This is a genomic window from Streptomyces tauricus, assembly GCF_014650955.1.
Classification (GTDB): Bacteria; Actinomycetota; Actinomycetes; order Streptomycetales; family Streptomycetaceae; genus Streptomyces; species Streptomyces tauricus.
This window is the reverse complement of record NZ_BMVY01000026.1, coordinates 84390-110528: the sequence shown is the minus strand read 5'-3', so window position 1 is coordinate 110528 and position 26139 is coordinate 84390. Positions and strand designations below refer to the sequence as shown.

At 72.1% G+C, this 26139-nt stretch carries 21 protein-coding genes; 15 read left to right on the top strand and 6 right to left on the bottom strand.

Features of this window, described 5'->3' with window-relative positions; translation table 11 throughout:
• Window positions 1-7 precede the first annotated feature (7 nt).
• Window positions 8-781, bottom strand: coding sequence for a hypothetical protein (locus tag IE278_RS30580; protein WP_189776647.1), 774 nt, complete (start codon window positions 779-781; stop codon window positions 8-10).
• Between the two features lie 164 nt (window positions 782-945).
• Between IE278_RS30580 and IE278_RS30575 the strand changes: the two genes are divergently transcribed.
• The 7 genes from IE278_RS30575 to IE278_RS30545 all read left to right on the top strand — a co-directional run bounded on the left by IE278_RS30575 (window position 946) and on the right by IE278_RS30545 (window position 12856).
• Window positions 946-1734 carry an adenosylcobinamide-GDP ribazoletransferase gene (locus IE278_RS30575; RefSeq protein ID WP_189776696.1) on the top strand — a complete coding sequence of 263 codons (789 nt, stop codon included), beginning with the start codon at window positions 946-948 and terminating at the stop codon, window positions 1732-1734.
• Window positions 1735-2029: 295 nt separating this feature from the next.
• Window positions 2030-3571 (top strand): leucyl aminopeptidase, encoded by a 1542-nt coding sequence (locus tag IE278_RS30570; RefSeq protein ID WP_189776645.1) that lies wholly within the window; start codon window positions 2030-2032, stop codon window positions 3569-3571.
• 283 nt (window positions 3572-3854) lie between these two features.
• Window positions 3855-5243 (top strand): dihydrolipoyl dehydrogenase, encoded by a 1389-nt coding sequence (gene lpdA, locus IE278_RS30565; RefSeq protein ID WP_189776644.1) that lies wholly within the window; start codon window positions 3855-3857, stop codon window positions 5241-5243.
• Window positions 5244-5310: 67 nt separating this feature from the next.
• Window positions 5311-7188, top strand: coding sequence for a 2-oxoglutarate dehydrogenase, E2 component, dihydrolipoamide succinyltransferase (gene sucB, locus IE278_RS30560; RefSeq protein WP_189776642.1), 1878 nt, complete (start codon window positions 5311-5313; stop codon window positions 7186-7188).
• A gap of 474 nt (window positions 7189-7662) precedes the next feature.
• Window positions 7663-8304 (top strand): GntR family transcriptional regulator, encoded by a 642-nt coding sequence (locus IE278_RS30555; RefSeq protein WP_189776640.1) that lies wholly within the window; start codon window positions 7663-7665, stop codon window positions 8302-8304.
• A gap of 296 nt (window positions 8305-8600) precedes the next feature.
• Entirely contained in the window at window positions 8601-11306 is a 2706-nt protein-coding gene (gene aceE, locus IE278_RS30550) for a pyruvate dehydrogenase (acetyl-transferring), homodimeric type (RefSeq protein WP_189776638.1), read from the top strand.
• A gap of 521 nt (window positions 11307-11827) precedes the next feature.
• Window positions 11828-12856, top strand: coding sequence for a helix-turn-helix transcriptional regulator (locus IE278_RS30545; protein WP_189776636.1), 1029 nt, complete (start codon window positions 11828-11830; stop codon window positions 12854-12856).
• 24 nt (window positions 12857-12880) lie between these two features.
• Here the strand turns inward: IE278_RS30545 and IE278_RS30540 are convergent, their stop codons facing one another.
• Entirely contained in the window at window positions 12881-13858 is a 978-nt protein-coding gene (locus IE278_RS30540) for an SDR family oxidoreductase (RefSeq protein ID WP_246570857.1), read from the bottom strand.
• 122 nt (window positions 13859-13980) lie between these two features.
• Here IE278_RS30540 and IE278_RS30535 point away from each other — a divergent pair, with 122 nt between their 5' ends.
• Window positions 13981-14499: a DUF4240 domain-containing protein gene (locus IE278_RS30535; RefSeq protein ID WP_189776692.1), complete on the top strand. Its 519-nt coding sequence runs from the start codon at window positions 13981-13983 to the stop codon at window positions 14497-14499.
• Here the strand turns inward: IE278_RS30535 and IE278_RS30530 are convergent.
• On the bottom strand, window positions 14449-14682 hold the full coding sequence (locus tag IE278_RS30530; RefSeq protein WP_189776698.1) for a hypothetical protein: 234 nt from the start codon (window positions 14680-14682) through the stop codon (window positions 14449-14451). The genes IE278_RS30535 and IE278_RS30530 overlap by 51 nt on opposite strands.
• A 124-nt stretch (window positions 14683-14806) precedes the next feature.
• Window positions 14807-15625: a peptidoglycan recognition protein family protein gene (locus tag IE278_RS30525; protein WP_189776634.1), complete on the bottom strand. Its 819-nt coding sequence runs from the start codon at window positions 15623-15625 to the stop codon at window positions 14807-14809.
• Between the two features lie 188 nt (window positions 15626-15813).
• Between IE278_RS30525 and IE278_RS30520 the strand changes: the two genes are divergently transcribed.
• Window positions 15814-16998: a MarP family serine protease gene (locus IE278_RS30520; protein ID WP_189776632.1), complete on the top strand. Its 1185-nt coding sequence runs from the start codon at window positions 15814-15816 to the stop codon at window positions 16996-16998.
• Between the two features lie 200 nt (window positions 16999-17198).
• Here IE278_RS30520 and IE278_RS30515 read toward each other — a convergent pair whose 3' ends face one another.
• A complete protein-coding gene (locus tag IE278_RS30515; RefSeq protein ID WP_189776623.1) occupies window positions 17199-17687 on the bottom strand; it encodes a GNAT family N-acetyltransferase in 489 nt (162 codons plus the stop codon).
• Window positions 17688-17783: 96 nt separating this feature from the next.
• Between IE278_RS30515 and IE278_RS30510 the strand changes: the two genes are divergently transcribed.
• Both IE278_RS30510 and IE278_RS30505 read left to right on the top strand, forming a co-directional pair.
• Complete coding sequence (locus IE278_RS30510) at window positions 17784-18683, top strand: TIGR01777 family oxidoreductase (RefSeq protein ID WP_189776621.1); 900 nt, start codon at window positions 17784-17786, stop codon at window positions 18681-18683.
• Between the two features lie 206 nt (window positions 18684-18889).
• The gene (locus tag IE278_RS30505; protein WP_189776619.1) at window positions 18890-20260 is read left to right on the top strand and encodes an NAD(P)/FAD-dependent oxidoreductase; all 1371 of its coding nucleotides are present in this window, start codon (window positions 18890-18892) and stop codon (window positions 20258-20260) included.
• Between the two features lie 596 nt (window positions 20261-20856).
• Here the strand turns inward: IE278_RS30505 and IE278_RS30500 are convergent.
• Window positions 20857-22338: an NsdA family TPR-like regulatory protein gene (locus IE278_RS30500; protein WP_189776617.1), complete on the bottom strand. Its 1482-nt coding sequence runs from the start codon at window positions 22336-22338 to the stop codon at window positions 20857-20859.
• A 282-nt stretch (window positions 22339-22620) separates the two neighbouring features.
• On the opposite strand from IE278_RS30500, the gene lipB reads away from it, so the two are divergent.
• The 4 genes from lipB (at window position 22621) to IE278_RS30480 (ending at window position 26095) form a co-directional block, all read left to right on the top strand.
• A complete protein-coding gene (lipB, locus tag IE278_RS30495) occupies window positions 22621-23418 on the top strand; it encodes a lipoyl(octanoyl) transferase LipB (RefSeq protein WP_189776615.1) in 798 nt (265 codons plus the stop codon).
• Window positions 23419-23734: 316 nt separating this feature from the next.
• Window positions 23735-24700: a lipoyl synthase gene (gene lipA, locus IE278_RS30490; protein ID WP_189776613.1), complete on the top strand. Its 966-nt coding sequence runs from the start codon at window positions 23735-23737 to the stop codon at window positions 24698-24700.
• 393 nt (window positions 24701-25093) lie between these two features.
• Window positions 25094-25294: an SCO2195 family GlnR-regulated protein gene (locus IE278_RS30485; protein WP_189776611.1), complete on the top strand. Its 201-nt coding sequence runs from the start codon at window positions 25094-25096 to the stop codon at window positions 25292-25294.
• Between the two features lie 102 nt (window positions 25295-25396).
• Window positions 25397-26095: a DUF4191 domain-containing protein gene (locus IE278_RS30480; protein WP_189776609.1), complete on the top strand. Its 699-nt coding sequence runs from the start codon at window positions 25397-25399 to the stop codon at window positions 26093-26095.
• Window positions 26096-26139: the final 44 nt, after the last annotated feature.

Sequence of the window (26139 nt, the reverse complement as noted above, 5' to 3'; positions counted from 1 at the left end):
AGACATGTCAGGGGCGTCCGGGGCCGGGCAGGGAGCGGGCGGGCTCCGGGTCGGGTCTGCCGCCGATCAGGTCCTGGAATCTGCGGCGGGGCCCCGCCCAGCGGCGGTCGTGGTGGTAGGCCCGCAGGCGGGCCCTGGCCCGGGCGCGCGGCCGTCGCCGGTAGAAGCGCCTGGCCCAGGGTGACGCGGGGCGGGCGAGACGGATCGCGCCGACCAGGGCGACGAGCGGGACGATCACCCCGAAGATCGCCATCCGGGCCTTGCCCTTGCTCAGCGCCAGCAGCGCGACGAGGAAGTTCAGCCCGATGCTGACGACGACACCCGCGCGGTTCTGCAGCTCGTTCTCGGTGAGGTCGTTGACGCCGAACGGCAGGAAGCCGCTGAGCATCAGGCCGACCAGCGCCGCCGTGACCACCACGACCTCGACGCTCTTGCGGCCCTCCTCGCTCCAGTAGACGTCGTCGAGGTGCAGGATCAGCGCGAACTCGTCGAGCACCAGCCCCGCGCCCATCCCGAACACCACGGCGAACACGGCCGCGCCGAAGCCGTGCCGGTCGCTGCCCACCGCGCCGAAGCCGCCGATCACGGTCAGTACGACCCCGGGGACGACGTGGTGGATGTGCAGACCGCCCGCCTTGACGTTGCCGAACGGGCCCTTGCCCGCGCGGATGAGCCGGACCACGATCCGGGTGATCACGAAGGTGAGGACGAAGGAGGCCAGCGCCAGCAGCAGCGGCAGCTTTCCCGGCTCGATGATGTTCCGTGTCCACCAATGCCCCATGTGCGCACTTTATCCGCGGCGGTCGGGCACGTCTTCCGGCGGTCGCCCGGCAGCCGCCCAGTCGTGTTCCGGCAGCCGCCGGGTAATCTGCGCCGGTGTCCACGCCCCCGCCGACCTCATCATCCGATCCCCCGCCCGAGAAGCCCGCGACGCCCGAGAATCCCGTGAATCCCGCCGCGTTCTGGAGCGACGGGCTCCGGTTCGCCTTCGGCACGCTCACTGTCTTCCCCGTCGCCGTCCGCCGCTGGGACCGCGAGGCCGCGCGCGCGGGGATGACGCTCGCGCCCGTCGCCGGTCTCGCCGTCGGCCTCCTCGCCGCCGCGACGGGTCTCCTGCTGCTGGTACTCGGCGCGAGTCCGCTCCTCGCGGCCGTGGCGAGCGCCGCCGTGCCCGCCGTGCTCACCCGCGGCCTCCACCTCGACGGCCTCGCCGACACCGCCGACGGGCTCGGCAGCGGGAAGCCCGCCGAGGACGCGCTGCGCATCATGAAGCAGTCGGACATCGGGCCCTTCGGGGTCATCACCCTGCTGTTCGTGCTGCTCGGGCAGGTGGCGGCGCTCTCCCAGGCGTACGGGGACTCCTGGGCCCGGGGGGCCCTCGCGGCCGTCGTGGCGGCGGGCGTCGGGCGGCTCGTCCTCACGTTTGCGGCGCGCGTGGGGGTTCCGGCCGCGCGGCCCGAGGGGTTGGGGGCGGCGGTGGCGGGGGTGGTTCCTGTGCGGGGTGCGCTTCTCGCGGGTTCGGGTGTGGCGGTTCTGGCGGGTGGGGCGGGTGCTCTTCTCGGCGGCGCCGGTGTGCTCTCTTCTGTCCTGGCCGTGTTGCTCGGGTGTGTCTGTGCCGAGGGGGTGTTGCGGCACTGCGTGCGGCGCTTCGGGGGCGTGACGGGGGATGTCTTCGGCGCGCTCGAGGAGACCGCGGTGACGGTGGCGCTGGTGGCGTTCTGCCTCTTCGCCTAGCGGCGGGCCCTTCGCCCCCGCCGCCCCTACCCGTTCCCGTCACGTACTCGGGGGCGCTGCCCCCGAACCCCCGCTCCTCAAACGCCGGAGGGGCTGATCCTTCAGCCCGTCCGGCGTTTGAGGACAACGGGGGTCTGGGGGCGGAGCCCCCGGGGCTGGGGCGGGAACAAGGTAGGGCCCCTCTGTAGGGGCGAAACTTCGCACCGCGCGTAGGCTCGGGGTCGGGATTCCAACCCCCGGGCCGACCTCACCCCCGCCGGCCACAGCAACTCAACGGAAGCGAGATTTCACCACCGTGACTGCTCTCACTCTCAGCACCGCCGCGGCGCCCGGTCTGCGCACCGACGCGATCGTCGTCGGTGTCGCCAAGGTCACCGGGTCCAAGTCCGGGGACCTGGTGGTCGCACCGGGCGCCGAAGCCGTGGACAAGGCGTACGACGGCAGGCTCGCCGGCGTTCTGGAGACCCTCGGCGCCTCGGGCGGCGAGGGCGAGGTGACGAAGCTGCCGGCACCTTCCGGCTTCAAGGCACCGCTCGTCGTGGCGGTCGGCCTCGGTGCCCTCCCGGAGAAGGACGGCTCCTTCTCCGCGGAGACGCTGCGCCGCGCCGCCGGTGTCGCCGCCCGCGCCCTGGCAGGCACCAAGAAGGCCGCGTTCGCGCTGCCGGTCTCGGACGCCGCCGACGCGGGTGCCATCGGCGAGGGCGTACTGCTGGGCGCGTACGCCTTCGACACGTACAAGGAGTCCGCCAAGGACGGGAACGGCGCCAAGAACGGCAAGGCCCCGCTCGTCGAGGCCACGCTGCTCGGCGGCAAGTCCCGTGACAAGGCGTTCAAGGCGGCGGTCGAGCGCGCCACGGCCGTGTCCGAGGAGCTGAACCGCGCCCGTGACCTCATCAACACCCCGCCGAACGACCTGAACCCGGAGGCCTTCGCCGCTGTCGCGCAGGCCGCGGCCAAGGAGCACGGCATCAAGGTGCAGGTGCTCGACGAGAAGGCGCTCGCCAAGGGCGGGTACGGCGGCATTCTCGGCGTCGGCGCCGGTTCCGCGTCCGCGCCCCGGCTGGTGAAGCTCTCGTACACCTCCTCCAAGGCGAAGAAGCACCTCGCCTTCATCGGCAAGGGCATCACGTACGACTCGGGCGGTATCTCGCTCAAGCCCGCCGGGCACAACGAGACGATGAAGTGCGACATGAGCGGTGCGGCGGCGGTCTTCGCGGCCGTGGTCGCGGCCGCGCGTCTCGGCCTGGAGGTCAACGTGACCGGCTGGCTCGCGCTGGCCGAGAACATGCCCTCCGGCTCCGCGACCCGTCCGGGCGACGTGCTGCGCATGTACAGCGGCAAGACCGTCGAGGTCCTCAACACCGACGCCGAGGGCCGGCTCGTGCTCGCCGACGCGCTCGCCAAGGCGTCCGAGGAGAAGCCCGACGCGATCGTCGACGTGGCGACCCTGACCGGCGCGATGATGCTGGCGCTCGGCAACCGCACGTTCGGGATCATGGCCAACGACGACGCGTTCCGCTCCGCAGTGCACGAGGCCGCCGAGGAGGTCGGCGAGGCTGCCTGGCCGATGCCGCTGCCGGACCACCTGAAGAAGGGGATGGACTCCCCGACCGCCGACATCGCCAACATGGGCGAGCGGTACGGCGGCGGCCTGGTGGCCGGGCTCTTCCTGAAGGAGTTCGTGGGCGAGGGCATCACCTGGGCGCACCTCGACATCGCCGGGCCCGCGTTCAACGAGCAGGGGCCGTTCGGGTACACACCCAAGGGTGGTACGGGGTCCGCCGTGCGTACGTTGGTCCGGCTCGCCGAGCTGACCGCCGCGGGGGATCTGGGCTGACGCCCGCCCGACCCGACGGAACTCGGCCCGCACCTGTCGTACGGCGGGTGCGGGCCGTCGGGGGCCGGTCGCACGGTTCCCCGCGCCCTTGAGGGGGCGCGGGGGCTCCGTGTGATCGATCAGACGTCCCACAGCGCAGCCCGGCGTCCCGCCTGTCGTCGACAGGTGCGAAGATGGGCTCGGCAGGACAGGGCCCACCTCAGGGCCGAAGAAAGAGCGGCCACACCAGCCGCCGCCCGGTCACTGAAGACCGGCGCCGGCGCACATGCATGGAGGACGTGACGTGGCGAACGACGCCAGCACCGTTTTCGACCTAGTGATCCTCGGCGGTGGTAGCGGCGGCTACGCCGCGGCCCTGCGCGGAGCGCAGTTGGGCCTGGACGTCGCCCTGATCGAGAAGAACAAGCTCGGCGGCACCTGCCTGCACAACGGCTGCATTCCCACCAAGGCCCTGCTGCACGCCGGCGAGATCGCCGACCAGGCACGCGAGAGCGAGCAGTTCGGTGTCAAGGCCACCTTCGAGGGCATCGACATCGCCGCCGTCCACAAGTACAAGGACGACGTGATCAGCGGCCTGTACAAGGGCCTGCAGGGCCTCGTGGCCTCCCGCAAGGTGACGTACATCGAGGGTGAGGGCCGGCTTTCGTCCCCCACCTCCGTGGACGTCGGCGGGCGGCGCGTGGAGGGCCGTCACGTGCTCCTGGCGACCGGCTCCGTGCCGAAGTCGCTGCCGGGCCTGGACATCGACGGCAACCGCATCATCTCCTCGGACCACGCGCTGACGCTGGACCGCGTCCCGCAGTCCGCGATCGTGCTGGGCGGCGGTGTCATCGGCGTCGAGTTCGCCTCGGCGTGGAAGTCGTTCGGCACCGACGTCACCGTGATCGAGGGCCTCAAGCACCTCGTCCCGGTCGAGGACGAGAACAGCTCCAAGCTTCTTGAGCGCGCGTTCCGCAAGCGCGGCATCAAGTTCAACCTCGGCACGTTCTTCGACAAGGCCGAGTACACGCAGGACGGCGTCCGCGTGACCCTCGCCGACGGCAAGACCTTCGAGGCGGAGATCCTCCTGGTCGCCATCGGCCGCGGCCCGGTCTCCGCCGGTCTCGGTTACGAGGAGCAGGGCGTCGCGACGGACCGCGGTTACGTCCTGGTCGACGAGTACATGCGCACCAACGTGCCGACCATCTCGGCCGTGGGCGACCTGGTCCCGACGCTCCAGCTCGCGCACGTCGGCTTCGCCGAGGGCATCCTGGTGGCGGAGCGTCTGGCCGGTCTCAAGACCGTCCCGATCGACTACGACGGCGTGCCCCGGGTGACGTACTGCCACCCGGAGGTCGCCTCCGTGGGTATCACCGAGGCCAAGGCCAAGGAGATCTACGGTGCGGACAAGGTCGTCGCTCTGAAGTACAACCTCGCGGGCAACGGCAAGAGCAAGATCCTCAAGACCGCGGGCGAGATCAAGCTCGTCCAGGTCAAGGACGGTGCCGTGGTCGGCGTCCACATGGTCGGCGACCGCATGGGCGAGCAGGTGGGCGAAGCCCAGCTGATCTACAACTGGGAGGCGCTGCCCGCCGAGGTGGCGCAGCTCATCCACGCTCACCCGACGCAGAACGAGGCGATGGGCGAGGCCCACCTCGCGCTGGCGGGCAAGCCGCTGCACTCGCACGACTGACCGACCCTCGGTCAACTCACGACGCGACGACACAGACTTCCGCAATTCGTAAGGAGCAACCGAAACCATGGCGGTTTCCGTAACCCTTCCGGCGCTCGGTGAGAGCGTCACCGAGGGCACTGTCACCCGCTGGCTGAAGGCCGAGGGCGAGCGTGTAGAGGCCGACGAGCCGCTGCTCGAGGTGTCCACCGACAAGGTCGACACCGAGATCCCCTCCCCTGCCGCCGGTGTGCTCGCCTCCATCAAGGTCGCCGAGGACGAGACCGTCGAGGTGGGCGCCGAGCTGGCCGTCATCGACGACGGCTCCGGCGCCCCCGCCGCCGAGTCCGCCCCGGCCGCCGAGCCCGAGCCCGAGGCTGCCCCCGCCCCTGAGCCCGCCGCGGCTCCGGAGCCGGCTCCGCAGGCCACCCCGTCCACCGAGACCGACGCCCCGGCGCCGGCCCCGACCGCCGAGGCCGCTTCCGGCGGCGGCAGCGCCGAAGGCACCGACGTGGTGCTTCCGGCACTGGGCGAGTCGGTCACCGAGGGCACCGTCACGCGGTGGCTCAAGGAGGTCGGCGAGTCCGTCGAGGCCGACGAGCCGCTGCTCGAGGTCTCCACGGACAAGGTCGACACCGAGATCCCGGCGCCCACCTCCGGTGTGCTGCTTGAGATCGTGGTCGGCGAGGACGAGACCGCCGAGGTCGGCGCGAAGCTGGCCGTCATCGGCGCTCCCGGCGCGGCTCCGGCCGCGGCGCCCGCTCCGGAAGCCCCGGCTCCCGCCCAGGAAGCCCCGGCTCCGGCGCCCGCCGCCGCTGCCCCCGCTCCGGCTCCGGCTCCGGCTCCGGCTCCGGCCCAGGCAGCTCCCGCTGCTCCGGCAGCCCCCGCCGCTCCGGCTCCGCAGGCGCCCTCGGCTCCCGCTCCGCAGCAGCAGACCGCTCCGGCCCCCGACCCGGCTCCGGCCGCGCCGGTACCGGCTCCCGCTCCCGTCACCCCGGCCGCGGCGCCCGCCGCGACCTCCGGTGACGACGGCGCGTACGTGACCCCGCTGGTGCGCAAGCTCGCCGCCGAGAACAGCGTCGACCTGTCCACCGTCAAGGGCACCGGCGTCGGCGGGCGGATCCGCAAGCAGGACGTCATCGCCGCCGCCGAGGCCGCGAAGGCCGCTGCCGCCGCGCCGGCTCCGGCCGCCGCCGCGACCGCGCCGAGCGCCGCCAAGAAGGCGCCGAAGCTGGAGGCCTCGCCGCTGCGTGGCCAGACCGTGAAGATGCCCCGCATCCGCAAGGTCATCGGCGACAACATGGTGAAGGCCCTGCACGAGCAGGCCCAGCTGTCCTCGGTCGTCGAGGTCGACATCACCCGGCTGATGAAGCTCCGCGCGCAGGCGAAGGACTCCTTCGCGGCACGTGAGGGCGTCAAGCTCTCCCCGATGCCGTTCTTCGTGAAGGCGGCAGCCCAGGCGCTGAAGGCCCACCCGGCCGTCAACGCCCGGATCAACGTCGACGAGGGCACGATCACCTACTTCGACACCGAGAGCATCGGTATCGCGGTGGACTCCGAGAAGGGCCTGATGACCCCGGTCATCAAGCACGCGGGCGACCTCAACATCGCCGGTATCGCCAAGGCCACGGCCGAGCTGGCGGGCAAGGTCCGGGCGAACAAGATCACTCCGGACGAGCTGTCCGGTGCGACCTTCACCATCTCGAACACCGGCTCGCGCGGCGCGCTCTTCGACACGATCATCGTGCCGCCGAACCAGGTCGCGATCCTGGGTATCGGTGCGACGGTCAAGCGGCCCGCCGTCATCGAGACGGACGAGGGCACGGTCATCGGTGTGCGTGACATGACGTACCTGACGCTGTCGTACGACCACCGGCTGGTGGACGGTGCCGACGCGGCCCGTTACCTGACCGCGGTCAAGGCGATCCTTGAGGCGGGCGAGTTCGAGGTCGAGCTCGGCCTGTAGGCTCCGCGCCCCTGTAGTGCACAACGAGGTGCCCCTGTCCGGCTCGCCGGACGGGGGCACCTTCGCGTTGCCGCGCCCCTGGGGGAGGGCGGGGCTGTGGCTCGGCGGTGTGCGGGGTGGGCGTGGGTCGGTGGAACCGTTCGCGCAGTTCCCCGCGCCCCTCAAAGACGGAAGCCGGGGCGCAGCCCCGCTTCCGAGGGGCGCGGGGAACTGCGCGGCCCACCTCGCCCAGCCGCACCTGGCAAAGGAGCGAGCCGAGACTCGGCCCGCTCTTCAGGGGCGCGGGAGCCGCGTGGCCCGCCGGGACGGCCCCGTCCCGCTCTCCAGGGGCGCGGGGAACTGCGCGTACGCCCCCGCCCGGCCAACCCCAGCGGAGCGCCGTGGCTCATCTCACCTGCGTCAAAGCACCCCGCGCACCCCTCCCCCACAGGCACACGGCCTTATTGTCTAAAGGTCAAAACGAAGGAGCCCTCCATGACCGCGCCCGTCGTCCACTCGCTCCGCGAGCAGATCCGCGAGCACATCGTGGAGGGGATCGTCAGCGGGCGCTGGAAGCCGGGCGAGCGGATCGTGGAGCGCCGGATCGCCACGGAGCTGGAGGTCAGCCAGACCCCCGTACGGGAGGCCCTGCGCGAGCTGGAGTCGCTGCGGCTGATCGAGTCGGCCCCGAACAAGGGCGTACGCGTACGCAATCTGACCGCGGCCGACCTGGAGGAGAGCTACCCCGTCCGGGCCGGCCTGGAGGCCATCGCCGCCGAGCTGGCGGCCGAGCGTCTCGCGGCCGACTGCTCGACCCTGGAGCCGCACGTCGCCGCCCTGTACGAGGCCGACCGCAGGGCGGACGGCACGGGCCAGGTCCGCCACACGGTGGCCTTCCACCGCGAGCTGGTACGGGCCGCGGGCAACAGCGTGCTGCTGCACACCTGGGAGGGCCTGGGCATCGAGGTCTTCACGGCCCTGTCGATCCGCTGGCTGGGCACGGTCCAGCAGTCGTACGCGGAGGAGCACGAGGCGCTGGTGGAGGCGTTCCGGCGCCGGGACCCGCTGATCGCGGAGCTGGTGAAGGCACATGTGCTGGGGTGCGCCCCCAGGACGGGCGACGAGGCCGTCTCGTAACCGCGCCGGACCAGCGGAGCGCGACCCCGCTCATAAGTACTCCCGTGAGGCACCGACAGCCGCCTCACCTGCGAAAACAAGGCACCCCGTGCCCACAGCGAAGGCACCGCGTGCCTACTTTCTCGTGATCAAGAGGTTTTGCCCTTCAACCCTTTGATCGATCATCGATCAGCGAGTTACAGTCATCGGCGGGCTCCCACCAGAGCCCGCCGCCCTGTCCTGCCAAAGACCAAGGGCATCCCCCGACACACCCCTTGCCGACGAGGGAACCCCCTCCGCATCCGGAAGGCGGCGCAATGACCGACCCCACCGCTATCCAGCCGAGCGAGCTCGACCAGCTCCCGGACCGCGACCCCGAGGAGACCGCCGAATGGCAGGCCTCGCTCGACGCCGTCACCAAGGCGGCCGGGCCGCACCGTGCCGCGTATCTGATGCGACGCACGCTGGAGCGCGCCGAGGGCAACGGACTCGCGCTGCCCAAGCTGCTTGAGACCGACTACGTCAACACCATCCCGACCGCCGCCGAGCCCACCGTGGACGGTGACGAGGAGATGGAGCGCCGGATCACGGCGTGGAACCGCTGGAACGCGGCCGCGATGGTGACCCGCGGCGCGAAACACGGCGTCGGCGGCCACATCGCCACCTTCGCCTCCGCGGCCTGGCTCTACGAGACCGGCTTCAACCACTTCTTCAAGGGCAAGGAGGCCGACGGGTCCGGCGACCAGCTCTACATCCAGGGCCACGCCTCCCCCGGCATCTACGCCCGCGCCTTCCTCGACGGCCGCCTCACCGAGGCGCACCTCGACAACTTCCGCCAGGAGGCGGGCGGCAACGGCCTCCCGTCGTACCCGCACCCGCGGCGTCTGCCCTGGCTGTGGGAGTTCCCGACGGTGTCGATGGGCCTCGGCCCGCTCTCCGCGATCTACCAGGCGCGCTTCAACCGCTACCTCACCAACCGCAACATCAAGGACGTCTCGGCGTCCCACGTGTGGGCGTTCCTCGGTGACGGCGAGATGGACGAGCCCGAGTCGACGGCGGCACTCGCACTCGCCTCCCGCGAGGGCCTGGACAACCTGACCTTCGTCATCAACTGCAACCTGCAGCGCCTCGACGGTCCGGTCCGCGCGAACTTCAAGATCGTGCAGGAGCTGGAGGCCCAGTTCCGCGGCGCAGGCTGGAACGTCGTCAAGTCGCTGTGGGGCAACGCCTGGGACGAGCTGTTCCAGCTGGACACCACCGGCGCACTCGTCCGCCGTCTGCGTCAGGTCCCGGACGCACAGGTCCAGACGTACCAGACCCGTGACGCCGCCTACATCCGCCAGGACTTCTTCGGCTCGGACCCCGCACTCGTCGAGCTGGCGAAGCTGCTGAGCGACGACAAGATCCTGGAGTGTTTCCACCTCTCCCGCGGTGGTCACGAGGCGCGCAAGGTGTACGCGGCGTACAAGGCCGCCGTCGAGCACAAGGGCGCTCCGACGGTCATCCTGGCCCAGACGGTCAAGGGTCACACCCTCGGTGCGGGCTTCGCGTCCAAGAACGCCAACCACCAGATGAAGAAGCTGTCGACGGACGAGTTCAAGCAGATGCGTGATCTGCTCGAACTGCCGATCAAGGACAGCGACTTCGTCGACGGCGTGGTCCCCTACGGCCACCCCGGCGCCGACTCCCCCGAGGTCCGCTACCTCCAGGAGCGCCGCGCGGCCCTCGGCGGCCCGGCCCCGGCCCGCCGTACGCAGCCGCTGGCGCCCCTTCCCGCCCCCGCCGACAAGGCGTTCGCGGCCTTCGACAAGGGCTCCGGCTCGCAGAACGTCGCGACGACCATGGCCTTCGTACGCCTGGTCAAGGACCTGGTCCGCGACAAGACGTCCGGGAAGCGCTGGGTGCCGATCGTCCCCGACGAGGCGCGTACCTTCGGCATGGAGAGCCTGTTCCCGTCGCTCGGGATCTACTCCCCCAAGGGCCAGACGTACGAGCCGGTCGACCGTGACCAGCTCATGTACTACAAGGAGGCCAAGGACGGCCAGATCCTCAACGAGGGGATCACCGAGGCCGGCTCCATGGCGGACTTCATCGCCGCGTCCACCGCGTACAGCACGCACGGCGAAGCGATGATCCCGTTCTACATCTTCTACTCGATGTTCGGCTGGCAGCGTACGGCCGACCAGATGTGGCAGCTCGGCGACCAGCTGGGCCGCGGCTTCCTCGTCGGCGCCACGGCGGGCCGTACGACGCTGACGGGCGAGGGTCTGCAGCACGCGGACGGGCACTCGCCGGTCATCGCGGCGACGAACCCGGCGGCGCTGTCGTACGACCCGGCGTTCGCGTACGAGGTCGCGACGATCGTCAAGGACGGTCTGCGCCGGATGTACGGCGAGGCGGCTCCGGGTGAGGACCAGAACGTCTTCTACTACCTCACCGTCTACAACGAGCCGATCCCGCAGCCCGCGAAGCCGTCGGGGCTCGGTATCGACGAGGGCATCGTCAAGGGCCTGTACCGCTTCAACACGGCGGAGTCGGCGGGCGTCCAGGTCAACGCCGCCAACGCCGCGCGGATCCAGCTGCTGGGCTCCGGCACGGCGATCCACTGGGTCCTGGAGGCGCAGAAGCTGCTCGCCGAGGAGTGGGGTGTGGCCGCGGACGTCTGGTCCGCCACGTCCTGGACCGAGCTGCGGCGGGACGCGCTGGAGGCCGACGCGGCGCTGCTGCGCGGTGAGGAGCGGGTGCCGTTCCTGCGGCAGGCGCTGCAGGGGGCGGAGGGGCCGGTGCTGGCCGTCTCCGACTACATGCGGCAGGTGCCGGACCAGATCGCGCAGTGGGTCGAGCAGGACTACTCGTCGCTCGGCGCGGACGGGTTCGGTCTCTCCGACACGCGTGCGGCGGCGCGGCGGCACTTCGGTGTCGACGCGCAGTCGATCGTCGTCGCGGCGCTCGCGCAGCTCGCGCGGCGGGGCGAGGTGCCGGCGTCCGCGGTGAAGGAAGCACGCGCGCGGTACGGCCTGTAGTTACCTCCCTCCGCCCTTCCGCAGCCGCTCCACGGCCTGCGGGAGGGCGGAGGCATGCGCGCTGCGGCACCGCCGTGGCGATTGCGCAGTTCCCCGCGCCCCTGAAAACCGGCCGGCTGTCTGGCGCGGGCCGCATGCGGGTGGCCGGGCCCGCGGCACCGCAACCAGGCCAGCCGTCGGGTGCGGGTCGTACGTGGTTGCTCGCGCCGTTCCCCGCGCCCCTAAAAGCAGGCCGGCTGCCTGGTGCGGGCCGTAGCAGCTGGCCGCGCCGTTCCCCGCGCCCCCAAGAACAGGTCGGTCGTCAGGTGCGGGCCGTGAGCGCTGGCCGCGCCGTTCCCCGCGCCCCTGAAAAGCGGGGCTGCGCCCCTGCTTTTCGTCTTTGGGGGCGCGGGGAACTGCGCGGCCCACCACCACTGCGCCGCACTCGACAGTGCGCCCCCGCCGCCGAGCCCGCCGCAGCCGAGCTCGGCGCAGGCGACCCCGCCCGTCCCCTCGGCGGAGCCACCTGCATCATGGGACGCATGCGCGCTGCCCGGCTCATCAAGATGGTGCTGCTCCTGCAGTCCCGGCCCTCCATGACCGCCGCCGAGCTGGCGCGCGAGCTGGAGGTGTCCGAGCGGACGATCACGCGGGACGCGCAAGCGCTGTCGGAGGCCGGCGTCCCGGTGTACGCCGACCGCGGCCGCACCGGCGGATACCGCCTCGTCGGCGGCTACCGCACCCGGCTGACAGGCCTCGCCCGCAGCGAGGCGGAGGCCCTGTTCCTCTCCGGCGTACCCGGCGCCCTGCGCGAGATGGGCCTGGAGGACGCTTCGTCAGCCGCTCAGCTGAAGGTGTCCGCCGCCCTGCTCCCCTCCCTCAAGGACGCCTCCCGCACCGCCGCCCAGCGCTTCCACCTGGACGCCCCCGCGTGGTTCGCCGAGCCGAAGACCCCCGAGCTGCTGCCCGCGATCGCGGAAGCGGTCTGGGACGACCGCCGGATCACCGCGCGCTACCGGCGCGAGGAGACGGAGCTGGAGCGCGAGCTGGAGCCCTACGGACTCGTCCTCAAAGCCGGCGTCTGGTACGTGTGCGCCAGGGTGATCGGGCCGGCATCGAGGGCCGGGGCCGAATCGGAGCCGGGCCCCTTCCGGGTCTATCGCATCGAACGGTTCACCTCCGCCGAGCCCGGCACCGACCGCTTCGAGCGCGACGAGAGCTTCGACCTGCCCCGCTTCTGGTCGGAGCAGGCCGAGCAGTTCGCGCGCTCGCTCCTGCGCGCGACCATAGTCGTGCGCCTCACCGAGACGGGCGCGCGCCGGCTGAAGCACACCGTGGACCCGCTCTCGGCACAGGAGGCCCTGGACGCGGCAGGCCCGCCCGACGGCGAGGGCCGGGTGACGCTCACGCTGCCGGTCGAGTCGTACGACGTCGCGTACACGCAGTTCCTCTCCCTCGGTCCGGAGGCGGAGGTACTGGAACCGGCCCAGCTAAGGAAACGTTTCTCCGACGCAGCCGCCCGGATCGCCGCGTACTACCTCGACGCGGCGACCCGGACCGACAAGGACTGACGGGCACCAAGGGACCGACGGGGACTAGCGGTAGCCCGTCACGTCCGCCGGCTTGCCCTGCGACTCCACTTCCAGCAGGTAGCGCCACGCGTCCGGCACCGAACCGTCGACGTCCGTGAAGCCGTACTCCTGGGCCAGGCCGCCGCTGGACAGCGACTGACCGTTCCAGCGGGCCACGTCCGGGTCGGCGGCCAGGGCGACCAGGGCCCGCCCGATGTACGTGGGCGACTCGGAGATCGCGAAGTGCGGCGCCTGCGCGCAGGCGTCCCGCCAGTTCTCCTCGGTGACCTTGAACGCGGTGTCGAGCATCGCCTCGGAACGCAGCCAGCCCGGGGTGACGCAGACCGCCGTACAGCCGTGGTCCTTCAGCTCCTCCCCCAGGTCGTACGCCATCCGGATCGGGGCCGTCTTCGCGAGGTCGTAGTACAGCGGCTTGCGGTAGCGCCGGTTGTACTCCTCGGTGCCGTCCGTGACCTCGACGAGCAGTCCGCCGGGGTTGCGCACCAGCAGGGGCAGCGCGATATGGCTGGTGACGAGGTGCGACTCGATGCCGAGGCGCAGGATCCGCAGCCCCTTGGCGAGATCCATGTCCCACATATCGGGCTGTTTCTCCACCGTGAAGTCGAGGTGGACGTCACCGCCCCAGATGTCGTTGATGAGGATGTCGAGGCGCCCCTGCTCCCGGTCGATGCGCTCGACCAGCGCGCGTACCTGTTCCGGTTCCAGGTGGTCCGTGGGGACGGCGATCCCCCGGCCCGCGCCCCCTGCGGCACGGGCGGCCTCGTCGACCAGTTCGGCCGTCCCCTCGATCGTCTCGGTGGTCCGGCCGACCTCGCTGACCTGATCACGGGTCGTACGCCCGGTCACGTACACCGTGGCCCCCGCGCGGCCCAGCTCGACCGCCATGGCCCGTCCGGCACCGCGGGTGGCGCCCGCGACCAGCGCGATCCTCCCGTCGAGCCGCCCCATGTTCCCCTGCTCCGCTTGTTCCGCAATCTCCATACGCCGAGCATCCCGCCGAATACCGACACCTGCTGTCGGATTTTCCGGCGGCATGTGCGCGCATAACGATCCGCCTGTCCCCGGGTGCGCGGGCCGGGTCCAGGCCCGATGCTTGTCCCGTGATGGACGAGACGGAGTTCTGGGAGCTGGTGGACGCGACCCGCGAGGCCGCCGAGGGCGACCCCGAGGAGCAGGCCGACCTGCTCGTCGAGCGGTTGCTCCGGCTGGACCCCGAGATGGTCCTCGACTTCGCCCGTCACTTCGAGGCCCGCTACAACCGCGCGTACACCTGGGACCTGTGGGGCGCCGCCTGGATCCTGCTCGACGGGGCCAGCGACGACGCCTTCGACTTCTTCCGCTGCTGGCTGATCGGGCAGGGCCGGGAGACGTACGAGGGTGCCGTGCACGATCCGGACCGACTGGCCGACCTCCTGCGGGACTTCGACGACGAGGTCGACGGGGACGCCGAGGAGCTGGGGTACGCGGCGGACGAGGCGTACGAGCAGCTCACCGGCGCCGTCGCCCCCGACCTGGGCATCCCGGCGGCGCCTCCCGAGCCGCTGGGCACCCCGCTCGACCTGGAGAACCACTCACTCCTTGAGGAGCGCCTGCCACGGCTGTGGGACCGCTTCGCGGACTGACGCCCGCGAGCTGCCGCCGGGGGCGCTGTGCGGGGGCGCCGCGTTGGCCCGGTCGAGCGCGGACGCGGTGGCGGCGGAAGGCCCCACCACGACGGCGGCCACCACACAGGCGACGGTCCAGGGACTGCGTACGATCCGCCCCCACAGCGGCGTACGCGGGGGCTGCTTCTCTTGACTGTTCATGATCCCCACCTCCAGTCAGTGCGTGCCACGAAGCTAGGAGCCCCAGCTCGGCACGGACCGTGCCCCCGCTGTGACCCACCTGTGAGACACACCGACTGCCGTCTTCATGGGCGCCCGGCAGAACTCACTGGCGCCCCTGCAAGCGCGCGGCCTGCTGCCTGATCGCGGGCAGACGGGCCATGAGCGCGGCCCCCGGGCAAGCGGTCCAGTAGCCGTCGGTGTGGCCGGAGACCGCGGTGAAGGTGCCCCGAGTGCCCGCCGGATACTTGCTCAGGCTGTTCGTGGACACCAACCGCACGGGCGCGCGCGGATCGACGCCCGTGAGCCCCAGTTTCCAGGCGGCCACGGCGGCGATCGCGTCGGTCATGGCCTTGGGCACCGGCACGCCCGCGGTGAACGTACCGAGTGCCGCGATGCCCGTCGTACCCACGTTGAAGCCCTGGGTGTGGGCGCCGACGACGGCCCGTCCGACGCCGCCCGCCCGGCCCTCGTAGACGGTGCCGCAGCGGTCGACGAGGAAGTTGTAGCCGATGTCGTCCCAGTGCCGGACCCCGGCCTGCCCCGTGTACAGGTACTGGATGATGCGGGGCGCGTCGGCGCAGTCGTAGCCGTTGGGCGAGTCGGTGTGATGCACGAAGACGGCGGACACCCGGTCGGCGTACCGGGTCGGCGGCTGGCTGGTCTCGGCGTCGCCCAGCCAGCGTTCCCTCGGTACGACGGGCGGCTTCGGGGCCTTGTGCCCGACGGAGGCGCGGGCCGCGACGGCCCGCTCGGCGTCGCCCGGCGTCCGGTCGACGCCCACGGCGCAGAGCACCAGCGCGGCGACGGCCGCGAGACCGGGGAGGCAGGCCAGCACGGCGCGCGCGGCACGCGGGATCCGGTCCGGCACGAGGCGCGGAAGGCGGGGTATGCGGGCCGTGAGCGGGCTCCGGTGGGCGCACATGCGACCCACTCTCCGGGACACCGGGAGGGTCCGCGATGTGTGGTGTGCCACCCGGTGGAACCAACGCCCCGGTCCGGGACGTTTCTACAGGTCCACGCACGTGTGCCGGCCGGTCGGTTCCCCACGCGCGTACCTGATCACTGGGCCCGCCCGGCGCGTACTAAGGGGCCCAAGAGAAAGGGAGCTCCGTGGACCTGCTCGACATCCTGCTGTTGCTGGTCATCCTCGGCTACGCGGCGTCCGGCTACCGGCGCGGACTGGTCGCGGGCTGTGTCTCGCTGGCCGGCTTCGTGGGCGGTGCCGTCATCGGCGTATGGGTGCTGCCCTGGGTGATGGACCTGGTGGAGGCGGGGACCACCGCCGCGACGGTCACGGCGGTGCTCACCGTGCTGCTGCCCGCCGCGGTGGGCCACGAGCTGGCGGGGCGGCTGGCGCTGAAGCTGCGCCGCGAACTGGACCAGGGGCCCCTGCGCGTGGCCGACGGAGTGGGCGGCGCCGCGGCGAACTCGGTCGCCGTGCTGCTCGTCGCCTGGGTGGCCGCGAGTGTCCTCGGCTCGTCGGCCTCGCCCGTCGTCACCTCCTCGATCCGGGACTCCGCGCTGCTCGGCGCGGTGCAGGACACGATGCCGGAGACGACCCCGGCCTGGTTCTCCCGGGCCACCTCGGCGCTCACGGAAGCCGGTTTCCCGCAGGTCTTCAACCCCTTCGAGAACGAGCCGACGGCCACGGTCGCCAAGCCCTCCGGGGACAGCGTCACCGCCGCCGCCACACGGGCCGCGCAGCGCTCCACGGTGAAGGTCGAGGGCGCGGTCGGCACCCAGGGCCGCGAGGGCAGCGGCTTCGTGTTCGCCTCGGAGCACGTGATGACCAACGCCCATGTGGTGGCGGGCATCGACGACCCGACCGTCCGGGTGGGCGGCACGGGCCGGGCGTACGAGGCGAAGGTCGTCCTCTTCGACCCGCAGAAGGACGTGGCGGTGCTCGACGTGCCGGGGCTCAGGGCCCCCGTGCTGGCGTTCGACACGAGTGCGGCGCGCGGTGACGCGGCCGTGGTCGCGGGCTACCCGCAGGACGGCGGCCTCGACCTCCAGGCGGCGACGGTCGCGAACAAGATCGACGCCCAGGGCCGGAACATCTACGGCTCCGACCTGGTCACCCGCGAGATCTACTCGATCCGCTCCACGGTCCGCCCCGGCAACTCGGGCGGCCCCCTGCTGACCACCGACGGCAAGGTCTTCGGTGTCGTCTTCGCCCGCTCCACGAGCGACGCCGAGACGGGTTACGTGCTGACCGCCGACGAGGTCGCGGACGACGCGGCGCGGGCGGCGAAGTCGTCGTCGCCGGTGGACACGGGAGACCTGGTGACGTCCTGAGCGACGTCTCCGGCTGAAGGCCGCGTCTGGTCCCTCAGCCTCTGCTGAAGCCCGCCTCTGATCCCGCGGCCCCGGCGCAAAGTCTCCTCGGCTCCCGCGGCCCTGGCTGAAAGCCGCCTCTGCTCCCGCGTCGCCCGGGGCCGGGGTCGGGGCCATGGTCGGGATCGGGGTCGGGGTCGGGGTCGGGGTCGGGGTCGGGGTCAGATCCTGCGTCCCATGAGTACGTCGTCCACGTACTCGCCGCCCAGCCGGAACTCGTCCGGCTGGATCCCCTCGACCACGAAGCCCTCCGACTCGTACAGCCTGCGCGCCGGCGTGTTGTGGCCGAGGACGCGCAGCGTGATCCGGCGTGCGCCCTGGCGGCGGGCCTCCTCGACGGCGGCACGGATCAGCGCCCGGCCCACTCCGTTGCCGCGGACCTCGTCGGCGACGGCGAGGCCCTGGATCTGCCGTACGTGCGCGTTGGAGGCGAGCGGGGTGGGGAATCCGAGCCGTACGTAGCCGACGACCCGCCCGCCCAGTTCGGCGACCAGGTGGTCGCGGGGCCCGAAGCGGTCGTTGAAGAACGGCTCGTACGGCGGCTGCTCCCGGGGTCTGACCGCGTGCTGGTAGGACCAGACGGCGCGGTCGAGACGGCCCAGCGCCTCTTCGTCCTCGGGCACTGCGGTGCGTATGTACGGCTCGGGCATGCACGTCACTGTAGAGCGGGCGCGCCGGGCGCCACCCCCGGGCGCACGCCCCCCCTCGGCGCGGTGCTCCCGGGTTGACTGACGCAGGATGGGGTCATGGAAGCTTCGCGAATCGCCGTGGCCGGCGCGTCCGGCCTCATCGGTACGGCCCTGGTGCGCTCACTGACCGCCGACGGGCACGAGGTGGTACGGCTGGTACGCCGCACGCCCCGGGCGGACGACGAGGTCGAGTGGCACCCCGAGCGGCAGTATGTGGACGCGGTGGGCCTGTCCGGCTGCGACGCCGTGGTGAACCTCGCGGGCGCCGGGATCGCCGACCGCCGCTGGTCCGACGACTACAAGCGGACGATCCGCGACAGCCGGCTCCTCGGCACGGCCACCCTCGCGGAGGCAGCCGCCACGCTCGACCGGCCGCCGAGGGTCTTCCTGAACGGCAGCGCCATGGGCTTCTACGGGGACACCGGCACCCGGGCCGTGGACGAGAGCGCGCCCCCCGGGGACGGGTTCCTGCCCTCGCTGTGCGTGGAGTGGGAGGGGGCGGCGGCCCCCGCGCAGGAGGCGGGCGTACGGACCGTCTTCGCCCGCACCGGACTGGTGGTGGCCCCCAAGGGCGGCGCCTGGGGGCGGCTCTTCCCGCTGTTCAAGGCGGGGCTCGGCGGGAAGATGGGCGACGGGCGGCAGTACTGGAGCTATATCGCGCTGCACGACCATGTGGCCGCGCTGCGGTTCCTGATCGACTCCGAGTCTCTGTCCGGGCCCTTCAACCTGACGGCTCCGGAGCCGCTCACCAACGGCGAGATCACGGCCGCCATGGGGCGTGTCCTGCACCGGCCCACGCTGTTCTCGGTGCCGGCGCCCGTACTGAGGGCCGTGCTCGGCGAGATGGCCCAGGAGGTACTGGGCAGCCAGCGCGTCCTTCCCACCCGGCTGCTGGAGTCGGGCTTCACCTTCGCGTTCCCCGGGATCGAGGAGGCCGTCCGGGCGGCCCAGGGGTAGGTACGGCCCCGGCACCCGGGCACGCTTCCCGCGCGCCCACTCCGGTCGTACGCCGACCACATGCGACCGGCGTGCGACCGTGCCCTGCTCATGCGCGAGTTCCTCCGACCGGTCGCGGCCCTACTCTCGTCCCGAAGTCGGGTATTCCGGATGCCCGTTGGGGGCGGGACGCCTCCAAGCAGCCGCGCGACCTCTAGGAGGGGCACGTGCTTGAGCCCGCTTGCCAGGCGGACGTCGTCATCGTGGGGGCCGGGGTCGCGGGACTCTCGGCCGCACAACGCTTGAACAGCGCAGGTCTGTCGACCGTCGTCCTGGAGGCCGCCCCTCACGTGGGCGGCCGGATGGCGACGGAGAAGATCGACGGTTTCCGTCTCGACCGCGTCGGACGGCTCCTCTTCACGTCGTACCCCGAACTGCGGCTGACGCCGGGCCTGGACGCCCTCGTCCTGCGCCCGTTCGCCGCCGGTGTCCTCGTCCACGCCGAGGGGCGTGTGCACCGGGCGGGTGAGCCCGCGAGCGCCGGGGGCGCAAGGGGCGCACTCGACGCGGCGCGCGCCTTTGTGAGCCCCCCGCGCAGGCTGCGGCAGCTGCCCTCGGCCGCCGAGCCCGTGTCGCGGGCGTATCCCCCGCTCGGGGGCGCGCTCGACCAGGCCCGGCTGTCCGCCGCGCTCGGCGGGATCGCGGCCGTCCCCGTGGAGCGGCTGCTGGCCCGGCCCGAGCGGCCCGCCGGGCGTGCGCTCGCGGCCCGCGGCATGCCCGCCCGTACGGTCGAGGGTTTTCTGCGCCCCCTTCTGGCGGCGCTGCTCTGCGATCCGGATCTGGCGACGTCCAGCCGGTGCGCCGACCTCACGCTGCGGGCGTTCGCCTCGGGGCGGCTGTGCCTGCCCGAGGGCGGGGCCGACGCCCTGCCGGAGCTGCTCGCCGGGGCCCTGCCGCCGGGGACGGTCCGTACCGGAGTGCGGGCCACCGCCGTCTCGACCACGTCCGTGACGACGGCCGAGCACGGTGAACTGCGTTGCCGGGCCGTCCTGGTGGCGACCGGCGCCCGCGCCGCGGCGGAGCTGCTGCCCGGGCTGCGGGTGCCGCCGTGCCATCCGGTGACGGTGGTGCACCACACGTCGGACGAGCCGCCCACGACGGACGCGGCGCTGCTCCTGGACGCGGACCGGCGGGGTCCGGTCGCGCATACGGCGGTCGTCAGCCAGGTCGATCCGTCCCGTGCGCCGGCGGGGCGCGCGCTGATCTCCTCCACGGTCCTGGGCGTGCCGCCCGCGGACACGGACCGCGCCGTGCGCGCGCATCTGGCGGCGCTCTACGGCACCGCCACGGACCGCTGGGAGCTGCTGGCGGTCCGGCACACGTCCGACGCCGTGCCGGCGATGCTGCCGCCGCACGATCTGCGCCGGCCGGTACGGCTGCTGGACGGCCTGTACGTCTGCGGCGACCACCGCGACACGAGTACGGTCCAGGGCGCCCTGCACTCGGGCCGGCGGGCGGCGAGAGCGCTCCTGAAGGACCTCGGCGCCGCACGGCCGGCGTTGCCGGCGCCCCCATTACCGACACCTACGGCGGCGTAGCCCCGTCCGGGGCGGGGGCGGGTCGCGGCTGCGGGCCGACGGGGGTGGGCCGCGCAGTTCCCCGCGCCCCTACCGGGGCCGGGGTGCGCTTCGGCCGCGGGCTGGCGGGGGCCGGGTGCGCCGTTCCCCGCGCCCCTTACGGGGTGGAGGCGGCCATTCGGCTGCAGGCCGGTTGGCGTGGGCCGCGCAGTTCCCCGCGCCCCTTACGGGGCGGGGGTGTGCTTCGGCTGCAGGTCGGTCGTGCCCCTGGAGGCGGCGGTTGTACGCCGGGAAGCCGGGGTGGAGGTCCCGACGCGGGGCAGGACCTCCACCCCTCCGCCCTAGCGAGCTGCCCTCAGCTCAGGGGCGCGGGCCCCTTGGGGGCGCGGGGAACTGCGCGGCCAGCACCGACCGGCCCGCGCTCGAAGCGCAAGGGGCGCGAGGAACTGGGCGAACGGCACCCATCGGGCCGCTGCCGAAACACGACCGCTTCCCCCGCCCCGGAAGGGGCGCGGGGAACTGCGCGGCCAGCACCGACCGGCCTGCAGCCGAATGGCCGCCTCCACCCCGGAGGGGGTGCGGGGGACGGTGCGCACGGCCCCCGCGTTCCCCCCGGCTCAGCCGAGTGTCGCGACCTTGTCGCGGTAACCGCGTACGGGTGCCGCGTCCCGGTACGGCTCCAGGCGCCGCTCGAAGTCCCGCACATACTCCAGCGCCCGGACAGACCGCATCTCCGACGCCTGCGTGGCCGCCTCCGCCCCCAACTGGCACGCCTGGTCGAGTTCGCCGAGACCCAGCCGCGCCGAGGCGAGGACCACCCGGCAGAACAGCCGGCTGCGCGCGAACCCGGGCGAACGCAACTGCAGCGACCGCTCGGCGTGCTGAGCCGCCGCCCGGTACTGCTGCAGATCCCGGTGGCAGTGCCCGAACTCGTCCGCGAGCTGCGCCTCGTCGAAGAACCGCGCCCAGTAGGGGACTTCGTCCCCCGGCCGGGCGATCTCCAGCGCCCGCTCGGCCCGCACGAGCGAGGCCGTGGCCGCCCGCACCTCGCCGAGCACCCCGTGCCCCCGCGCCTCGACCGCGTACAGCAGCGCCTGGACGACCGGCGGCGCGGAGGACCCCACGCCCTGCTGGGCGACCCGGGCCAGTTGGACCGCCTCCCGCCCGTGCCCGAGATAGACGGCTTGTCGACTCATCGTCACGAGCACGTAGGAGCCGTACGCCCGGTCCGCCGCCGCCTGCGAGAGCCGCAGCGCCTGCACGAAGTACCGCTGTGCGAGCCCGTGCGCGGCGATGTCGTACGAGGTCCAGCCGGCCAGCCGGGTCAGATCGGCCGCCGCGGCGAACAGCCGGCGCCCCGTCTGCTCGCCGTACGTGCCGCGGAGCATCGGTTCCAGCTCGTGCTCCAGGTAGCGCACGAGGGCCTGCCGGGCGTGCCCTCCGCCGTACGCGTTGTCGAGGGAGCGGAACAGCTCACCGACCGAGCGCAGGGCCGCGATGTCACCCGCGGTCACCCGCTGCCCGGGTCCGCGCTCCGTCCCCGCACGCTGACGGAACTGCGGCCTGCCCTGTTCCGGCACGGCCGAGGGCTTCGCGGAAACCGGTCGGCCACCCTGTACGGGGATGCGCGCCGCGCCGGGGTCGCCGCGGCTCACCCGGTCGTCGGCCCGGCCGATCAGCCAGTCCCGGCTGGGTACGACGAGCCCCGCCGGGGTGAACGCGATCTTGCGCAGCTCGGCATGACTTCCCGAGTCCTTGCGCCAGAGCCCGCCGACGATGTCGACGGCCTCCTCCGGGGTGGCGGCGAACTCCAGCCCCGCGTAGACGGGTGCGCAGGCGTCGAGTCCGAGGTCCTGCGCGCTGAGCCGGCGGCCGAGGCGGCGGGTGAACACCTCGGCGATCAGGGCCGGGGTGGTGCCCCGTGGCTGCTGCCCTCGCAGCCAGCGGGTCACTGATGTCTTGTCGTATCTCAGATCGAGACCGTGTTCGAGGCCGAGCTGGTCCACTCGACGGGCGAGCCCCGCGTTGGAGAACCCCGCTTCTGCGATAAGTGCGGCGAGCTGACGGTTGGGGGTGCGCTGCGCGGGTCGTTCCGTCATCTGCGGTGCGAACTCCTGCCTTCCGGGCTGGGGGCCTGCGCGGGCAGGTCCGGGGCGAGGTCGGCCGCCATGCCTTGAGCAGCCCTTATTAGCCTCGTGAACGGCGCGAATGTAGCGGTCTGTAAGCAACCGATCGCACACTTCGACGTTCATTCATCCGATCGTGTGAGGATTGCCCTCAAAGCTGACGTCCACCGGTCGGACGTACAGTGGCGTGGGGCGTTACGAGCCTTACGGCACCGTTTCCGGGCCCCACAGACTCTTGCAAGGGAGGCGCTTGCCGTGAGTGAGCTGCGGTTCGTCCGCATGGGTTTCGGTGCGGACGCCGTCGAGTACCAGGAAGCCTGGGACGAGCAACGCCGTGTGCACACGGCGCGCTTCCAGGACGAGATCCCCGACACCTGTCTGCTCCTTGAGCACCCCCCGGTCTACACGGCCGGCCGGCGCACGGCGGACAACGAGCGCCCCCTCGACGGCACGCCCGTCGTCGACGTGGACCGGGGCGGGAAGATCACCTGGCACGGCCCTGGGCAACTGGTCGGCTACCCGATCCAGAAGCTCCCGCGCCCGGTGGACGTCGTCGCCCACCTCCGGCGCCTGGAGGACGCGATGATCCGCGTCTGCGCGGAGTTCGGCGTCGAGACCAGCCGGGTGGAGGGGCGGGCCGGTGTCTGGGTCCTCGGCGATCCGGTGGACCAGCGGCCGGCGCTCGGCGGGCTCTCCCTCGACTTCGATCCCCGCCTGGCGGACGAGGAGTTCGACCCGCGGCTGAACGGGCCGGAGTACGCGCCCTCCAACGCCGGGCAGCGGCGGGAGGACCGCAAGATCTGCGCGATGGGGATCCGGGTCGCGAAGGGGGTCACCATGCACGGCTTCGCCCTGAACGTGAACCCCGACGTGTCCAGCTTCGACAAGATCATTCCTTGCGGGATCCGCGATGCGGGGGTTACGTCGCTGGCGCACGAGTTGGGGCGGGATCTCGGGATCGCGGAGGTGCTGCCGGTGGCCGAGCGCCACCTGGCGGACGTCCTGGGGAACGCGACGCTATTGCCTCGGGCCGTGGAGGGGGCGGGGGTGTAGGCGGGCGTTCCTCGCCCCCGCCGCCCCTACCCGTTCCCATCACGTACTCGGGGCTCCGCCCCCGAACCCCCGCTCCTCAAACGCCGGAGGGGCTGACTACCAGCCCGTCCGGCGTTTGAGGACGAGCGCGCAGCGCGATAGGGGGGCGAGGGGGCGCAGCCCCCATGCGGGACGGGAACGGGTAGGGGCGGCGGGGGCGAAAACCTTCGCCCCCGGGAATGCACCCCCGCTCCCGAAGGTTCCCCTCCTCGGGGGCCGAGCACCGAACGGGCGTACCCTGGTGTACGCCGAAGAATCGAAGCTACAGGGAGCCGATGTGTCCGCAGTCGCACCCGACGGACGCAAGATGCTGCGCCTGGAGGTCCGGAACGCCCAGACCCCCATCGAGCGCAAGCCCGAGTGGATCAAGACCCGGGCGAAAATGGGTCCCGAATACACGAAGATGCAGAACCTCGTGAAGAGCGAGGGCCTGCACACGGTCTGCCAGGAGGCGGGCTGTCCCAACATCTACGAGTGCTGGGAAGACCGCGAGGCCACGTTCCTCATCGGCGGCGACCAGTGCACGAGGCGCTGCGACTTCTGCCAGATCGACACGGGCAAGCCCGAGGCGCTGGACCGCGACGAGCCCCGCCGCGTGGGCGAGTCCGTGGTCACCATGGACCTCAACTACGCGACCATCACCGGCGTGGCCCGCGACGACCTGGACGACGGCGGCGCCTGGCTGTACGCGGAGACGGTCCGCCAGATCCACCAGCAGACCGCGGACCGCGCCGAGGGCCGGACCAAGGTCGAGCTGCTGGCCCCGGACTTCAACGCCGAGCCGGCCCAGCTCGCCGAGGTCTTCTCCTCCCGCCCGGAGGTCTTCGCGCACAACGTGGAGACGGTCCCGCGCATCTTCAAGCGGATCCGCCCGGGCTTCCGGTACGAGCGTTCGCTGAAGGTCATCACCGAGGCGCGCGACTACGGTCTGGTCACGAAGTCGAACCTGATCCTCGGCATGGGCGAGACCCGTGAAGAGGTCAGCGAGGCCCTGCGCCAGCTCCACGAGGCGGGCTGCGAGCTGGTCACCATCACGCAGTACCTGCGGCCTTCCGTGCGCCACCACCCCGTCGAGCGCTGGGTGAAGCCGCACGAGTTCGTGGAGCTGAAGGAGGAGGCCGACCAGATCGGCTTCTCCGGAGTGATGTCGGGCCCGCTGGTCCGCTCCTCGTACCGGGCCGGCCGCCTCTACCAGATGGCCATCGAGAAGCGCGGCGCGTACGTCGCCTCGCAGGCCGTCTGAACCAGCGCGCCGCACCAACCCTTTGGACCGACGCTCTGAACCGCCGCCCTGGACCGACACCCTGAAGCGTCGGTCCAGGGCGGGGTCCGAGGCGGCGGCCGGGCCGACGGTGTGACTCGTGCCGGACACCCGCCGTATGGCACGCAGTGCCAGCCGTGCGTGTGAATCTCCGCACAAGTGACTACTCACCAGTAATGGCCTGTACGACGCGGTCCGGAACGTCCCCGCAGATGAGGGCCACATCAGCGCCGCGTCAAGGTTTCGGGCCTGCATATCAAGGCTTCACCGGCGTTTGACCGGTCGGTCACGCCCTGGTAACACCATTCAGTGACCCTGGTTTTACACCCCGTAGAGCCTTAGCCAGAGCCGCCGTCCCGAGGGGGGACCCCCATCATGCAGGCCGCGCCCGTACGCGCCACCGCGATCCCGTCGTTCACCGATGCACTCCGTGCCGTCGAGTCCCTGCTCCTGAGCAGTGGCCAGCGCACCGCCCGTCGCAACGCCTGGACGTCCGTCCTGGAGGACCGTCGCCGCGCCAAGGACCGCGTCGAGGCACAGCGTGTCGTGGAGCAGTCCTTCCTCGCGCGCCACTGAGCGAGGGCGCGTACGCGTCAAGCGTTCCCCCGAAGCCGAAGCCGAACCCTGAACCCGGCACCGCCGTCGTCGACGCTTCCCCCGACACGTAGACTTCACGGCATGGCGAGGAAGGAACCCGCAGCGGACGCTGCGAACCCCGGGCGACTCAAGCAGATCGCTCTGACTTACAAGATGACCCGCAAGGCCGACAAAAAGATCGGTCTTGTACTCGCGGCTGTCGGAATCGTCACCCTTGGTGTCTTCCTCGCGATCGGCTTCTGGATCGGTCACCCGATCTATCTCGGCATTCTCGGCCTCCTGCTCGCCTTCCTCGCGTCGGCGATCGTCTTCGGGCGCCGGGCCGAGCGGGCGGCCTTCGGCCAGATGGAGGGCCAGCCGGGCGCGGCGGCGGCGGTGCTCGACAATGTCGGGCGCGGCTGGACGACGACCCCGGCCGTGGCGATGAACCGCAGCCAGGACGTGGTCCACCGGGCCGTGGGCAAGGCCGGGATCGTGCTGGTGGCCGAGGGCAACCCGAACCGGGTGAAGAGCCTGCTGGCCGCCGAGAAGAAGAAGATGGCGCGCATCGTCGCGGACGTGCCGGTGCACGACATCCTCGTCGGCACGGGCGAGGGCCAGGTCGAGCTGAAGAAGCTCCGTACGACGATGGTGAAGCTGCCGCGCGTCCTGACCGGCCCGCAGGTCACCGCGACCAACGACCGGCTGCGCGCGCTCGGCGACCTGATGAGCAACATGCCGCTTCCCAAGGGCCCGATGCCCAAGGGGATGCGGATGCCGCGCGGCGGGAAGATGCGCTAGCGCCGCACCCGAGCTCCACTGGAACGGGGCGTTCCGGAATCACC

Bases quoted from the DNA above. Each gene is read 5' to 3' on its own strand.
- IE278_RS30580 (WP_189776647.1), bottom strand. From the start codon at position 781: ATGGGGCATTGGTGGACACGGAACATCATCGAGCCGGGAAAGCTGCCG.
- sucB (WP_189776642.1), top strand. From the start codon at position 5,311: ATGGCGGTTTCCGTAACCCTTCCGGCGCTCGGTGAGAGCGTCACCGAG.
- IE278_RS30555 (WP_189776640.1), top strand. From the start codon at position 7,663: ATGACCGCGCCCGTCGTCCACTCGCTCCGCGAGCAGATCCGCGAGCAC.
- aceE (WP_189776638.1), top strand. From the start codon at position 8,601: ATGACCGACCCCACCGCTATCCAGCCGAGCGAGCTCGACCAGCTCCCG.
- IE278_RS30545 (WP_189776636.1), top strand. From the start codon at position 11,828: ATGCGCGCTGCCCGGCTCATCAAGATGGTGCTGCTCCTGCAGTCCCGG.
- IE278_RS30540 (WP_246570857.1), bottom strand. From the start codon at position 13,858: ATGGAGATTGCGGAACAAGCGGAGCAGGGGAACATGGGGCGGCTCGAC.
- IE278_RS30535 (WP_189776692.1), top strand. From the start codon at position 13,981: ATGGACGAGACGGAGTTCTGGGAGCTGGTGGACGCGACCCGCGAGGCC.
- IE278_RS30530 (WP_189776698.1), bottom strand. From the start codon at position 14,682: ATGAACAGTCAAGAGAAGCAGCCCCCGCGTACGCCGCTGTGGGGGCGG.
- IE278_RS30525 (WP_189776634.1), bottom strand. From the start codon at position 15,625: ATGTGCGCCCACCGGAGCCCGCTCACGGCCCGCATACCCCGCCTTCCG.
- IE278_RS30515 (WP_189776623.1), bottom strand. From the start codon at position 17,687: ATGCCCGAGCCGTACATACGCACCGCAGTGCCCGAGGACGAAGAGGCG.
- IE278_RS30510 (WP_189776621.1), top strand. From the start codon at position 17,784: ATGGAAGCTTCGCGAATCGCCGTGGCCGGCGCGTCCGGCCTCATCGGT.
- IE278_RS30500 (WP_189776617.1), bottom strand. From the start codon at position 22,338: ATGACGGAACGACCCGCGCAGCGCACCCCCAACCGTCAGCTCGCCGCA.
- IE278_RS30485 (WP_189776611.1), top strand. From the start codon at position 25,094: ATGCAGGCCGCGCCCGTACGCGCCACCGCGATCCCGTCGTTCACCGAT.
- IE278_RS30480 (WP_189776609.1), top strand. From the start codon at position 25,397: ATGGCGAGGAAGGAACCCGCAGCGGACGCTGCGAACCCCGGGCGACTC.